13 protein-coding genes are annotated in these 14264 nt (G+C 38.0%); 11 read left to right on the top strand and 2 right to left on the bottom strand.

The window, feature by feature from the left end:
* Positions 1-181: 181 nt before the first annotated feature.
* Entirely contained in the window at positions 182-697 is a 516-nt protein-coding gene (locus tag NEOC84_RS00455; RefSeq protein WP_166154251.1) for a hypothetical protein, read from the bottom strand.
* Between the two features lie 352 nt (positions 698-1049).
* On the opposite strand from NEOC84_RS00455, the gene NEOC84_RS00450 reads away from it, so the two are divergent.
* Genes NEOC84_RS00450 through NEOC84_RS00430 form a run of 5 tightly spaced genes read left to right on the top strand, consistent with a single transcriptional unit; the run spans position 1050 to position 6303 of the window.
* On the top strand, positions 1050-2165 hold the full coding sequence (locus NEOC84_RS00450) for a P-loop NTPase (protein ID WP_166154249.1): 1116 nt from the start codon (positions 1050-1052) through the stop codon (positions 2163-2165).
* Positions 2162-3154, top strand: a complete 993-nt coding sequence (locus NEOC84_RS00445; RefSeq protein ID WP_166154247.1) for a zinc ABC transporter substrate-binding protein — start codon at positions 2162-2164, stop codon at positions 3152-3154. The genes NEOC84_RS00450 and NEOC84_RS00445 overlap by 4 nt, the downstream gene beginning before the upstream one ends.
* Positions 3151-3939 carry an ABC transporter ATP-binding protein gene (locus NEOC84_RS00440; protein WP_166154245.1) on the top strand — a complete coding sequence of 263 codons (789 nt, stop codon included), beginning with the start codon at positions 3151-3153 and terminating at the stop codon, positions 3937-3939. Before NEOC84_RS00445 ends, NEOC84_RS00440 begins: the two co-directional genes overlap by 4 nt.
* Positions 3940-3943: 4 nt before the next feature.
* Positions 3944-5296: an iron chelate uptake ABC transporter family permease subunit gene (locus NEOC84_RS00435; RefSeq protein WP_166154243.1), complete on the top strand. Its 1353-nt coding sequence runs from the start codon at positions 3944-3946 to the stop codon at positions 5294-5296.
* Positions 5293-6303 carry a metal ABC transporter permease gene (locus NEOC84_RS00430; protein ID WP_166154241.1) on the top strand — a complete coding sequence of 337 codons (1011 nt, stop codon included), beginning with the start codon at positions 5293-5295 and terminating at the stop codon, positions 6301-6303. Before NEOC84_RS00435 ends, NEOC84_RS00430 begins: the two co-directional genes overlap by 4 nt.
* Here the strand turns inward: NEOC84_RS00430 and NEOC84_RS00425 are convergent.
* Positions 6300-7229 (bottom strand): hypothetical protein, encoded by a 930-nt coding sequence (locus NEOC84_RS00425; protein ID WP_166154239.1) that lies wholly within the window; start codon positions 7227-7229, stop codon positions 6300-6302. The genes NEOC84_RS00430 and NEOC84_RS00425 overlap by 4 nt on opposite strands.
* Positions 7230-7892: 663 nt before the next feature.
* Here NEOC84_RS00425 and NEOC84_RS00420 point away from each other — a divergent pair.
* From NEOC84_RS00420 to NEOC84_RS00395, 6 genes are all read left to right on the top strand, one after another.
* Positions 7893-8264, top strand: a complete 372-nt coding sequence (locus NEOC84_RS00420) for a hypothetical protein (RefSeq protein ID WP_166154237.1) — start codon at positions 7893-7895, stop codon at positions 8262-8264.
* Positions 8265-8529: 265 nt separating this feature from the next.
* Positions 8530-8775 carry a leucine-rich repeat domain-containing protein gene (locus NEOC84_RS09695; RefSeq protein ID WP_207391747.1) on the top strand — a complete coding sequence of 82 codons (246 nt, stop codon included), beginning with the start codon at positions 8530-8532 and terminating at the stop codon, positions 8773-8775.
* A 280-nt stretch (positions 8776-9055) separates the two neighbouring features.
* Positions 9056-9328, top strand: coding sequence for a DUF4277 domain-containing protein (locus NEOC84_RS00410; RefSeq protein ID WP_166154235.1), 273 nt, complete (start codon positions 9056-9058; stop codon positions 9326-9328).
* Positions 9315-9755, top strand: coding sequence for an IS1634 family transposase (locus NEOC84_RS00405; RefSeq protein ID WP_166154233.1), 441 nt, complete (start codon positions 9315-9317; stop codon positions 9753-9755). The genes NEOC84_RS00410 and NEOC84_RS00405 overlap by 14 nt, the downstream gene beginning before the upstream one ends.
* A 425-nt stretch (positions 9756-10180) precedes the next feature.
* Complete coding sequence (locus tag NEOC84_RS00400) at positions 10181-11743, top strand: leucine-rich repeat domain-containing protein (RefSeq protein WP_207391746.1); 1563 nt, start codon at positions 10181-10183, stop codon at positions 11741-11743.
* Between the two features lie 539 nt (positions 11744-12282).
* On the top strand, positions 12283-13641 hold the full coding sequence (locus tag NEOC84_RS00395) for a hypothetical protein (RefSeq protein ID WP_166154231.1): 1359 nt from the start codon (positions 12283-12285) through the stop codon (positions 13639-13641).
* The last annotated feature ends 623 nt before the right edge of the window (positions 13642-14264 follow it).

Below are 14264 nucleotides of genomic sequence, written 5' to 3'. Positions count from 1 at the left end.
AGAAGCGGAAAGGTGCTTTGTTAAGGTGCTTAAAAGAAAGTCTAGAGAAGAGACAAAATATGTTTAATTTTGCTACTGAGCAGGGTTGGGGTCTAAAAGTTAAAAATCTAAAAGAGAAGATTGAGTGGATGAAAAGCCTTCGAAGTATAAGTAAGCATGTACATTTCGAAGGCCTAATTATTTAGCTATATTGAGGGGCCAAGGAGTTGGCAGAGGCAGCAAGATTATTGTTCAAGCTGATGGCTTCAACATAAGATGTCCAAAGGTCTTGCTCCACTTTACCGTGCCTAATGGATGCAATGAGCTCTCTTTTGATAGAACGTAAGTCTTTTTTTGGAGTGAGTTTACGAATCATTTCTTTATCACCTGCTAAACGGGCCATGTTCAGCATGCGTTCAATGTCCTGCTTGGAAAATAGAATTTGGTCTCTACGCTTGCGTGAGCCTCTAGCAGCTCGCTGCTTGGGTGTTACAGGCGAGGGCTTATCGACATTAATAATGTATTTTAAAATCATATCAGTGAGCTGTTCAGGATCTTCTGTCTTCATTTTGCGCATGGTAAAATGATGGATATAACCACCTGTTGAAGAAGGAATGTAGCGACAAATATCATTTTCTTTCTTGGCACCTAATTTCTTAACAGCCGTTTGAATAAGACTTTCCAATTGTTTTGAATCGGATTTTGAGCTTGTACTCATTGATATACCTACTTAATTTTTATTTTCGTTAGAGTTATAAATAACGCTGTTTTTTATTGCGTTCCGAAACCTTGAGTTTTCCTAAACTTTGTTTGTAGTGAAGCGGGAAGAGGAAAAGTATTGATTTCTTTATTTACTAATGAAAATTATAGATTTATATGAATTTTGTGCAACCTAAAATTTATTCATAAACATATAATTTCTGCCTCATTACTACCCGCACAAATAATAGTAGAGTAAGAATATGTTTTTTTAAACGTTTGAAGGTAATCTGTTCATTTAGTACTATAGGCTTTTAAAGAATGGCTAGCGACTTCCTTTGTCTGTAAAACCTTATATGCTAGGTGCAATCATGCCACTACCTATGTTTCCAGTTGCTTTTGAAGCTTCGGCAACTCTTGCGCATGCTATTATTGGCATTGCTGCGGGGAAAGGTGGAGTAGGAAAATCATGTGTCACGGTGAATCTGGCAAGGGCTTTAAAAGATTTAGGCTTTAAGGTAGGGATACTAGATGCCGATATTTACGGTCCTTCTATCCGTCGCATGTTACCTGAAGATAAGATGCCAGAGCAATGCGATGAACGTATTCTACCAGCTATATGCCAGGGAATTAAGGTTATATCTATGGCTTATTTTAGGCGCGACGATGAAGCTGCAGCCATTCGTGCTCCCATAGCTAACACTATTGTTCAACAATTCATTAAAAATGTAGATTGGGGAGAAATAGATTTTTTATTAATTGACTTTCCACCGGGAACGGGTGACATTCAACTAACCTTGAGCCAAAACGCTCAATTGAATGCTGCAATCTTGGTGACAACTCCCCAAGAAGTGGCGTTAATGGATGTAAGAAAAGCAATGGACCTGTTTTATCAAATGAAAATTCCTATTCTAGGTGTTATAGAAAACATGAGTTATTATCAGATCACCCCCAATTTAAAACCTGTTTATCCTTTTGGTCAAGGGGGAGGGGGGCGTTTAGCTAAAGAAGCAGGCTTTTCTCTTCTAGCCCAAATTCCAATAAGCGCTGAAATTTCCCATAGTGGCGATAAAGGAAATTCATTTTTTGAGGAAAAGACCCTAGCAGCTCAAGCGATTAGTAAGACTTTTATAAATTTAGCAAAAAAAATGATGGAGCAATTGGCAGCAATAAATAAGAGTACAACTTTGGGAGTGGAAAAATTTTTTCAAAAAGATCCTGCTACTTTTACTCTGCAATGGAGCGATGGCTTAATGGCAGACTTCTATTTGTCTGATTTGCAACGTCGTTGTCCTTGTGCTGGATGCATAGAAAAAAACGTAGAGAACAAAGTAGGGGATGAAAAAACTCATACTGACGAGCTACGAGCCTCTACGATTGAAAGGGTAGGACATTACGCTTTACGCATTTATTTTACGTCTGGTTGCAATCAAGGCCTCTATACCTTTAGTTTTTTGCGCCAAATGGCTGAGGAGCAAAATTCATGAAATTGTGGCTACAAATGTGCCTATGGATGAGTGTGTTTCTAATGGTAGCTTGCACCTCTGAGGACCAGCATCGTCGTATAGAAAGAGAGGGCTTTGGTTTAAAGAACGGTAAAATTAAAGCTTTATCGACCATTGCCATGATCGGCGATATCGTGCAACAAGTAGGGGGAGAATATATCGATAATTTAACTCTAATGAGAGGGGATCTAGACCCACATACTTATCAGCTTGTGAAAGGGGATGATGAAAAGTTAGCTTATGCAGATGTGGTGTTTTACAATGGATTAGGTTTAGAACATGGACCCAGCTTACAAAGATTCTTAGAAAGTAATAAAAAGGCAGTGGGTTTAGGAAATAAGATAATTAAAGATTACCCCTCCTTAGTTATTTATAGTCAAGGGCAGATTGATCCTCATATCTGGATGGACATGGCTATATGGGCAAAAATTATTCCCTATATCGTGGAAGTATTAAGTGTTAATGATCCCATGCACGCTGAAGTATTCCATGCTAATGGCGAAAAACTTATGCAGGATTTACTTCAGAGTGATCGAGAGATTAAATACGAGCTAGGGTTAATTCCGTCTGAGAAGCGTTACCTAGTAACCAGCCATGATGCATTTAACTATTTTGCCAGAGCTTATCTAGCTACGGAAGAAGAAAGAATAAATGGGAAATGGGTGCACAGGGTTGCCTCCCCAGAAGGTTTAGCACCTGAGAGTCAATTGAGTACCAGCCATATCCAAGAGATTATAGATTATCTTTTTAAACATAGAATACAGGTTATTTTTCCGGAATCTAATGTTAGCAAAGATTCTCTTCGTAAAATCATTTCAGCAGGTAAGGAAAAAGGATTAGATATTACTATTGCTCCTTGTTGTCTCTATGCTGATGCTATGGGTTCTGCTGGCTCTAGTGGGGAAACTTATCAGAAAATGATTAAACATGATGCCGATTGGATTAAAAGATGCTTAAAGGTTGAAGGATGAAAAAACTGCAGACACAATCTTCCGTACTAGAAGCTCATCAGCTTACCGTTAATTATGACAAAACCCCTGTACTATGGGACATTAATTTTAAAGTGCCTTCAGGCCTGCTTGTAGGTATTCTAGGACCTAACGGTGCTGGCAAGAGTACTCTTATAAAATCTGCTCTGGGGCTAGTAAAACCTATTTCAGGAAAAATTGAATTTTTTGGTTTACCTTTAAAAAAAGTTCGTAAAAGGATTGCTTATATTCCCCAACGTCAAAGTGTAGACTGGGATTTTCCCATTACAGTGCGCGATTTGGTTTTAATGGGATGTTATGGAAGGCTAGGCTTATTGAGATGGCCGCGTAAAGCAGATCGAATGGCTGCCCATCGCTATCTAGAAATGGTTGGCATGGGAGCTTATGCCGATCGGCAAATTAGCCAGCTATCAGGTGGGCAGCAACAACGGGTATTTATTGCTCGTGCTATGTTGCAAGAAGCAGATTTATATTTTATGGATGAGCCTTTTGCGGGTATAGATATAGCAACAGAAAAAATTATTATGAAAATTCTAATCCAACTGAAAGCTCAAGGAAAAAGTGTTTTTATTGTTCATCATGATTTAAACAATGTTGAAAATTACTTTGATTGGGCTATATTGCTTAATATGCGTTTAGTGGCATGCGGGCCGGTGGAAAAAATATTCAAAGCTGATAATTTACAAGCTACCTATGGCAAAAGCTTTTCTTTATTCGATGAAGCAGTGAAATTATCTCAAGACAAAATCAAAGGAGCTGCTTCATAAACATATGTTATTTGCTAACTCGCCCTATTATTATTTTACCGACGCTGTTCTGAGAGCTCCTACACTTGGTTCGATGCTAATGTGCTTAGGAGCTTCTCTAGTGGGTGTATTAGTCTTTTTACGTAAAGAGTCTTTACTAGGGGAGAGTCTTTCTCATGCAGCCTATCCAGGTGTGATGATAGGTGTTATTTTGGCAGGAATGCTCCACCTAGACGAAGATCAAGAGATGGTGGTGGCCGGCCTGATTATGATAGCTGCTGGACTGACAGCTTTAGCAGGCCTGTGGGCTATCCACTGGCTAGAAAAATCTCTTAGGGTTCGTAGCGATTCAGCATTATGTTTTATTTTAGCGGCTTTTTTTGGGATAGGCCTAACGCTGGCTAGCCAAGTTCAATTTTCTTTTTCAACTCTTTATCGACAGGCGCAAGTTTATCTGTACGGCCAAGCTGCTACCATGACAGATATTCATATATTCGTTTATGGGACTTTGGCCTCGTTGATTACTTTAACCCTTATTTTGCTTTATAAAGAAATACAAACTATTTTATTTAATAAAGATTATGCCAAAAGCCTAGGAATAAACGTTTCAGGAATCGAGGCTATTATTTTTTTCTTGATCGTCTTAGCCGTGGTAATTGGCATTCGTTCAGTAGGCGTAGTATTAATGTCTGCTATGTTGATTAGCCCTGCAGCGGCAGCTCGGCAATACACAAACAGGCTTCCAATAATGTTAGTCTTGGCAGCCTGTTTTGGGTTGATTAGTGGGTATTTGGGCAATTATCTTTCTATAGAAGTTTCTAACTCTTTAGCTTCTCTTTATCCTTCAGCTCGGCTAGCGCTTCCTACAGGTCCCATGATTGTTTTAGTCTCCTCTTTTATTTGCTTGCTTTCCCTCTTACTAGCTCCCGAGCGAGGCGTACTTTTACGGGTGGTACGCATTGCCAAATTTCGCCACCGCTGCATGTGTGAAAATCTTCTTAAAGCTATTTGGCGTATCCAAGGAGGACATCCAGTATCTTTTGAGCAAATTGCTAAGTATCAAAGTGCTTCCAAGTTATATCTGCGTTTTGTTCTCTGGCGGCTTGTGCGTAATGGCTGGATGGTAAACGCTGGCAAGAAAGCTTATCAACTAACCAAAGAAGGAAATGTTTGGGCAGCTAAAATTGTTCGCTTGCATCGTCTTTGGGAGGTTTATCTGGTAGACTATCTGGGAATTGGGGCAGAAAAAGTACACTTGAATGCTGAAGAGATGGAGCATGTTATCACTCCGGAGCTGGAAGATAAATTAATAATATTATTAAATGACCCCAAACGCGACCCTCACCATCAACTGATTCCCGCCCAAATTAACTTATGAATAGTATAAACACTACCTATTTCAACCCCTATACCAATCAGAACTTCTTTGGCTTTTTTCTGCAGCTGTTTATACGTCTATACAGTTTCATTGCCGGTAAAATTTCATTAAGTGAAATGGTTGCGGATGAAATTCAAATGGTTGTTTTAATAGGCGTGGCTATTTCAGCAGCTTTAGTAGGAACTTTTCTGGTCTTGCGTAAAATGACAATGCTAGCCAATTCTTTATCGCATACAATCTTATTAGGAATTGTAAGTGCTTTTGTATTGTCGCAAAACAGTTTATTGGAAAATGAGACTCATTATTCTTCTATTGATATTAAATTTATGCTTTTAGCTTCATTGGCTGTAGGCTTGCTGACTGCCTTATTAACTGACTGCTTGACTAAAGTTGCCCGCCTACAAGAAGACGCTAGCATGGGCATTGTATTTACCAGCTTATTTGCCTTAGGAATCGTGCTAGTTACCTTGTTGACACGTAATGCCCATGTAGGCATAGAAGTCGTCATGGGAAATGTAGATGCTCTTCAATGGGAAGATTGTAAATTTGTATGGGTTATTGTATTTTTAAATGTTCTTTCTATCAGCTTGTTTATTAAAGAATTTAAAATTACTACCTTTGATCCCTATCTATCCAAAGCTTTAGGAATATCGACGATCTTCTTTAATTATTTACTCATGGTTCAAGTGGCAGCTACTACGATGGGAGCTTTTAGAGCGGTGGGGGTTTTAATGGTATTGGCTTTTATTACGGGGCCTGTCTTAACAGCTAGGCTTATCACTCACAATCTTAAAATGTTGTTGTTATTAGCTGCTGCTTTAGGAAGCCTTGCCTCAGTTATAGGTGTAGCCCTGGCACGCCATATTTTAACTGTTTACAATATACCTCTTTCTACTTCAGGTTTAGTGGTTTGCACTATTACTGCCTTGTTTGGCTTTACTTTGATTGTTAAAACAATCAAGGTAAAGCTGCTTAAGCCGAGAGATCTAGTCCTTCCTATTTTTTAATGATTTATTGAATTTACAAAGATTGTTCTCTCTAAAAAGCTGCTTCTATAAGGCTTAATAATTTTTTCTTTCTTGTTAGAACTTTTCCAATAAAGAACGTGGCAGCGCGCCAAATTATTAAGCCCATGCACAAGAGTACCCGGTGGGCCTTCATAATCCGTATCCCCGTGTGTGTATGAGCGCTTGAAAGCAATATCTTTTAAATTATCAATAGGAAGCATACATGGAGCTATGGTTTCAAAATAATAAGGTTTTCGCCGTTCCCAATTAAGGGATAACTGTAAATTTCCTAGAATTTCTCGCCCTTCATATAAGTAGCGTGAATTAAAAAGGGATAAAACAAGGGTTCCTAAAGATGTAATAGAAATAGTCAACGCATAAAGAGGAGTTCTACAAATATCTAAGCAATTATTTAAAATGATTCTTGTTAACTTTGGTTGTTTTTGGTGGAGAGAAGATGAGGGGTTTAATGGATGGGGGTTAGCTCTTAGTGCTTCCCATTTCTTCTTTTCAAGATCGTAATATTTGTAAATAGATAGTGGAAAAAAAAGGTGAAAGATAGTTTTAGCTACATAAAAAATTGGGCTAAAGAGCGCAAGCGCTCCAAATTTCCAAGCTAAAAGAGATTTTTCATCGTCCCCATAAATATTCATATTTTTGGTATGAATAACAGCGGCATAACAATGCTGGATTCTTGCCGTGGAATCATGAGGACAGATTTGGTTCCATTTTATAATGATTCGCCTCCATTTGCCTGTCCCTCTCTCTGCTACCATCCTATCATTAAGGTCTAAAGCTTGGCTATTTAAAGAAGTATCTTTGTCTGTACATTTATTCATTATTTTCAAAATAAAGATTAGATATAAATATTGATTGTTAAGGTAACGATCAAGGCTTATTTTAAGTAAGGTTTTTATTTTTTTCATAGATTTTTTATCTATAAGAAAGAACACTTCGTCTTCTATTTTAAAATACTCTACTAACTCTTAAGTTGTTCATAAACATTTTTAGTAAAGCTCCATGCAATTTTTTTTTGTAAAGAAGGGAAGAGGGGAAAGGCAAAAGATTTAAAGATTAGCAGGTTTTTCCTGTTAACTTTTAAAAGTATTGCTTACTAAGGATCTAATACCAGCAAGAAAAATTGATCTGCATGCTTGCTAGGGAAGGATTTAGAAGCTAGTTTTTTTGAGTGTTCTTTATAAGCTAGCCCTAGTGTAGTGTAAATCATCAAAGAAACTAGTAAAAAGATAGTAAGTTAAATGAAAGAGGAATCTTTTTAGGACCCTTGCTTCTATTATCACTAATTTTACATGGAAAGAATAGGTATCAGACAGCCAATGAGCCTTATTCAAATCATTTTCTTGAGGTGGTGACAAGTCTAGATAGCATTCTTCTTCCTAAAAAAGAAAAGCTTGCCTCTCAGATTTAAATTTTCCAAATTATCAGGATAAGTTGATGTAAAACTTTTGCACTTGCTAGTCTAAATAAATTACTTCCTTATTTTCTTTTAAATTTGTTTTCTTTTAGATGCATTTCTAGATTATTAGCTAACAAACGCATACATAAAATTTATTACAAAAGGCGGTATAATGAATCCTATTTCTTCCATCACCTTAGAACAATTGCCTAATGAGATACTAGCCCCTATTTTAGGAGCTTGCGTTAACCCTTCCCTATCTAGCGTTTGTAAAAGATGGCGACATTTGCTGGCTACGGAAGTCATGTCTTCCCTTTATAAGCAAACGGGTAAGATGCATGCTCCTCATAGAGATATTAGCGAACAGACTTTTATTTTAGATAGGCTTTATAAGCTAGAAGAAAAGCTTTCAGAGACAGTAAAGGTCTATGCAATCTTCAGGCAAATCTTTACTCAAGCTACCTCTCTTTCTCCTTTAGAATTTAAGTGGAAAACCGAGAAAAAAAATATTTTACCCTCACTAATTACTGCTCTTATCTTGTAAATATCAATAGCCTCTTAATGTGAAAAGAACTTGGCGGAGGAGAAGAGTATTTAGAAAGAGAAGAAATTAAAGCTTTATCCTTAGAAGAAAAAGACAAATTTTTTAAGGAAGGGATTGAAAATTATAGCAAAGATATTACGAAATTGCATTTAGCAAAAATTGGCTTAACCTTATTACCTGTAGAGATAGAGCAACTGTTGCAGTTAAAAATTCTCTTGTAAATGACACCAAGCTTACCACTCTTCCGGCAGAAATAGGGCAGCTATTGCAGCTGGGATTGCTTGGCTTAGATAACAACCAGCTTACCACTCTTCCGGCAGAGATAGGGCAACTATGCCAGCTGAAAAGCCTTTTCTTAGAAAGCAACCCGCTCACCTCTCTGCCGGCAGAAATAGGGCAGCTATCTCTGCTACAAAATCTTAATTTAAGCAATAACAAACTTACCACTCTTCCGGCAGAAATAGATCATCTGCTAAACGAGTTAAATCTAGAGCTAAATAGAAGCCGGTAGGGAAATTTTCCTCAAGAAATAATGCTACATTTAAAGTTATAACTTACATTTCTCAGCAAAAAAATAATTAGGAATTCTGAGGGCCAATCGAGTAAGATGTTTTCTGTAAGGGTTTAAATTAAACGACTAAAAGTTATGTAAATAGATACACAAAACGCCGATCATTTAGAATTGGTAGCTTAGAATGTGTGAGGAGATAGGGTTAGTTGACCTTATTGATCAAGCAGTAGGTAACCAGGCGAAGAATAAGCATCTAATCTAGGGATAAGCTGTTGAATACATGATCTTAAACGGATGGGGATTTGTAAGTCGGACGCTTTACATGTATTCTGAGTACTTTGAAGACAAACCCATCGATCATTTGCTAGGTATGCCAGTCATTCTCGAGCAGATTGATGATAATGTTTTAGGCAGAACACTGGATAAGCTATTTGAAATGGGCATGACTGAGCTTTTTACTAAGATAGCCCTGCATACAATCAAAGTGCTGGGTATCCAAGTAAAAAGTTTACATTTAGATGCGACAAGTTTTCATGTAGATGGAAACTTATGAGAGCCTATTAGAACAAGGAGAATCGTGCATTCGTCTATTACAAGGCTACAGTCGCGATCACAGGCCTGATTTAAACCAAGCTGTCTTGCAACTCATCACTTCCAATGAAGGCAATATCCCTTTGCAAGCGGCCGATGGCAATAGCAGCAATAAAACCGCCTTTACGCGAGTTGTGGCCGAACATCTTAAAAGCTTTCGGCAAGCCGTAGAGAATCGTTATATAGTAGGAGACAGTGCTTTTTATACGCCAGCTACCTTACAAGCCTTTAAAAGAGAACAACGCTTATTTGTAACTCCTGTTCCCATGCAGATCAAAGAGGCCAAAGAACTCATATTTGAAGTGCTTTACGACAAGACGGTAGAGATGGCAGAAGGGTATCGAGCTTTTAAGAGCATTTCTTGCTATGCAGGCGTTGAACAAAGATAGGTAGCCATCTTTTAACCAAGCTGCCTATCAAAGAAAATGCCGCACTTTAGCTAAGCATTATCTTAAGGACGGTGAGAAAGAAGCCAAAGCCTTTATTAAGCTCATGCAGCAAGAATTTTCATGTCCAAGTGATGCTAAGCGTCAATTAGATAAGCTTGCAAAGAAGCTTAAATATATACAGATTATAAAACCTCAAGTTATAGCAACTCAAAAGCATGCTAAATCTGGTCGGCCCAAAGCTAAGCAAAAAACTTCTATATCTAGCTATCGCCTACAAGACACAGTAGCTTGCTCTTTGCTTAACAAGTTAGCCGATGCCCTTCTGGTGATAAGGATACGAATTGTTTTGACTTGCCTTTTTAATTTTTTTATATTGCCTTTAAAAATAAAAATGATAAAAGGCCATCACTACCCAAGGAAATAAAATGCATTCTATCTCTTCGGCCTCTATTGAAACCTTGCCCAATGAATTGCTACTCCCTATCTTAGAGGCTTGCGCAGTTCCTTCCTTATTTAGCGTCTGTAAAAGATGGCATCATCTGCTGGCTTCTGAAGTGATGCCTTCTCTTTATAAACAAATAGGTAAAGTGCATGTTCCTCAAGGAAATGTTAAGGAGCAGGCTCTTATTGTAGATAGGATTTATAAGCTAGAAGAAAAGCTTACTGAAGTAGCAAAGGTAAATGCAATCTTTAGGCAAATCTTTACTTTAGCCAAGTCTCTTTTTCCTTTAGAATCTAAAGAGAAAACAGAAGAAAAAAGAGGCTTAAGGCTGGCTAATTACTCTTCTTATCTTGTAAATATTAATCGCCTTTTACTTTGGAAAAAACTTCCTGGTGGAGAAGAATATTTGAGACGAGAAGAAATTAAGCACTTGCCTCTAATAGAATTTAAAGAGAAAACAGAAGAAAAAAGAGGCTTAACGCTGGCTAATTACGCTTCTTATTTCTTAAACATTAATCGCCTTTTACTTTGGAACAAACTTCCTGGTGGGGAAGAATATTTGAGCGGAGAAGAAATTAAGCACTTGCCTCTAGAAAAAAAAGGAGAGCTTTTTAGAGGTTGGATTGAAGAAAATTGTAAAGACTTAACTTTGCTAAATTTATCTAAAGCAGGCTTGACTTATTTACCCACAGAAATATGCCAGTTATCTCAACTGCAAGAGCTTGATTTAAGCCAAAACCAGCTTGCTAGCCTTCCTGCAGAAATCGGAAAGCTATCTCAGCTGCAAAAGCTTCACTTAAATCAAAACCAGCTCACCGCTCTGCCAGCAGAAATCGGGCAATTGTCTCAGCTAGAATGGCTTAACTTAAATCAAAACCAGCTCACCAGCCTGCCTGCAGGAATCGGGCAACTGCCTCAGCTGCAAGAGCTTTACTTAGATCAAAACCAGCTCATCAGTCTGCCCGCAGAAATCGGGCAATTGTCTCAGCTGCAATCGCTTTACTTATATCACAACCAGCTCACCAGCCTTCCTGTAGAAATCGGGCAGCTGTCTCATCTGCAAAGACTTGCCTTAATTCAAAACCAGCTCACCGCTCTGCCAGCAGAAATCGGGCAATTGTCTCAGCTAGAATGGCTTAACTTAAATCAAAACCAGCTCACCAATCTGCCTGTAGAAATCGGGCAGCTGTCTCATCTGCAAAGACTTGCCTTAAATCAGAACCAGCTCACCAGCCTTCCTGCAGAAATCGGGCAATTGTCTCAGCTGCAATCGCTTTACTTATATCAAAACCAGCTCACCAGCCTTCCTGTAGAAATCGGGCAGCTGTCTCAGCTGCAAAGGCTTGGTTTAAGCCAAAACCAGCTCACCAATCTGCCTGTAGAAATCGGGCAGCTGTCTCAGCTGCAAAGGCTTGGTTTAAGCCAAAACCAGCTCACCAATCTGCCTGTAGAAATCGGGCAGCTGTTTCAGCTTACCATGCTTACATTAGCGGGAAATCCTTTGGAAGATATTCCAGAAAAAATAAGGCAGCGTTTTCAATTGTAGAATGGCCATAAGTGCTTTTTAAGTTGGAGTGAGCTAAAATGAAATAAAAAAACTTTTAGCCATCTTATCTTTAAATAAGTAATTCGCTTTCCTTCCCGCAACTAGGCAAGCTTAAACTAGCCTACACATTATAAAGACAAGAAGTTTCTCTCTTTTTCTGCAGATTGCTAGGATGGGAGAACAACCTTTCTTGACAGGAAGAAGTTAGGCGTATTGTATTCCATCAGGCGGTAGAAGAATTAAAACATTGCGCCAAAAAGAGCCGTTTTTCTCAAACAAGGCAAAGAATCAATCTCATTCTTTTAGCCAAACCAAAATTGCCGCGTCACTTAATCGCCAAAACCTGTGGCTGCTCCTGAATGTTTGGAAGGCCCTCCTTTTTTTCTTGGATCTATTTGAAAAAAAAGCGCCGGTAGATCATCTACGAGTTTTTTTTCATTGATAAGGATACGAATCGGTTTGACTTGCTTTTTAATTTTTTTTTATATTGTCTTTAAAAATAAAAATGCTGAAAAGCCATCACTACCCAAGGAAATAAAATGCATCCTATCTCTTCGGGATCTATTGAAAGCTTGCCCAATGAATTGCTGCTCCCTATCTTAGAGGCTTGCGTAGCTCCTCCCTTATTTAGCGTCTGTAAAAGATGGCATCATCTGCTGGCTACGGAAGTCATGCCTTCTCTTTATAAGCAAATAGGTAAGATGCATTTTCCTCAAGGAGATGTAAATGAGCGAGCTCTTCTTATAGATAAAATTTATAAGCTAGACGAGGGACTTCCGGAAATAGCAAAGGTTGCTGCAATCTTTAAGCAAGTCTTTAGTCTAGCTATAGCTCTTTCTCCATTAGAATTAGAATTTAAATGGAGAACCGAGGAAAAAAAATATCTTACCCTGGCTAATTACTCCTCTTATATGGTAAATACTAATCGCCTGTTAATGTGGAAAAAACTTCCAGGTGGAGAGGAATTCTTAGAGCAAGAAGAAATCAAGTACTTGCCTTTAGAAAGAAAAGGAGAGCTATTTGGAGGGTGGATTGAAGAGCATGGCAAAGAGATTACGTGTTTAAACTTAACAGAGAAGGGTTTGACCTTTTTACCCTTAGAGATAGTGTTGCTACCCCAGTTACAAGCGCTTTATCTAAGCAATAATCATCTCACAATTCTTCCTAGAGAGATAATACAACTTTCTCATCTAAAATGTCTTAATTTAAACGATAACCAGCTAAACACTCTTCCTGCTGAGTTAGGGCAGTTGTCTAATCTGCGAAGACTTTTATTAGAAGGTAACCAGCTTAATACCCTTCCAGTAGAGATAGGAAGACTTTCGCAGCTGCGAGAACTTTCCTTAGAAGTCAACCAGCTTATCTCCCTTCCTGCAGAAATAGGCCAGCTTGCTCAGCTAAAGAAATTAAACTTAAACTATAACCAGCTCAGCACCCTTCCAGCAGAGATAGGACAAATGTCTAAGCTGCAAAAACTTTTCTTAGAAGGTAACTATCTTATTACTCTTCCAGCAGAGATAGGGCAGCTATCCCAGTTGCAAACCCTTAGCTTAGAAAGTAACCAACTCGCTTTCCTTCCTGTAGAAATGGGTCAGTTAGCAAAGCTAAAAGACCTGGACTTAAAAGACAATCAGCTAACTCATCTTCCTAAAGAGATGGGACAGCTAACATATCTAGAAAGCCTTGTCGTAAGATGCAATCTGCTTACTAGCCTTCCTAAGGAGATATGTCAGTTGCTTCAGCTGAGACGGCTTGATATACGCTATAATCAGCTTACCTTCCTTCCTGTAGAGATAGAGCAGTTGAATAATAATGGAAACGTAATCCTTGATTTAATCGGAAATCCATTTGAAAGTATCCCTCATGTGCTAAAAGAGCGGTTTCACCCCTGGTATTGAAAAAATTTTAACAGTTACGTTACCGATCTAGCATTAGTCAAATTTTTTCATAAAAAAGCCCTGAGGCAGGCTTTAGGTAAGCGGTCACGGGGGTAATCAATTATTTCTTGGTAAGTAAAATAATTTGTAAAATTTATATTTGTCTAATCATAGTATGCAACCCTCATACGAACAGCTGTTTAAAGAAAATGCCTGGTTATGAGCTGAAAATGCAAAGTTAGAAAAGAAAAGAAGTTACGATAGGCTAAGACTTAAGCTGCTATTCTTCAACAATGAATGTGTTAGCCCCAAATATAATACTTAAATTAACTGCTAATGTTTCCGTTTTACTCGGTCTGCTACCACTATTTTTTACTATGGAAATTTTTTGGCAGTTTGTAGATAAGCATCAAAAAGCTATTCCTTTATGGCTGCTATTAAACTTTTCTTTTATTTTTAATACTACAAAGAGAACTTGCTAGATAAAATATCGCTTTATAAAAAGCTCAAATTTTTTATCATCCCATAAATTAATCATACCTTATTAACTCACCTTACGCACAGATGAGTTGAAAAAATTATTCTAAAGGTATATTTTTTTCTTTGAAAAGAGGAGAAAAAAATGAAACTTGATCTTCTTGATA

The sequence above is a fragment of the Neochlamydia sp. AcF84 genome (assembly GCF_011087585.1).
In the GTDB taxonomy this organism is placed as follows: domain Bacteria; phylum Chlamydiota; class Chlamydiia; order Chlamydiales; family Parachlamydiaceae; genus Neochlamydia.
This window is presented reverse-complemented; position numbering and strand designations above follow the sequence as displayed.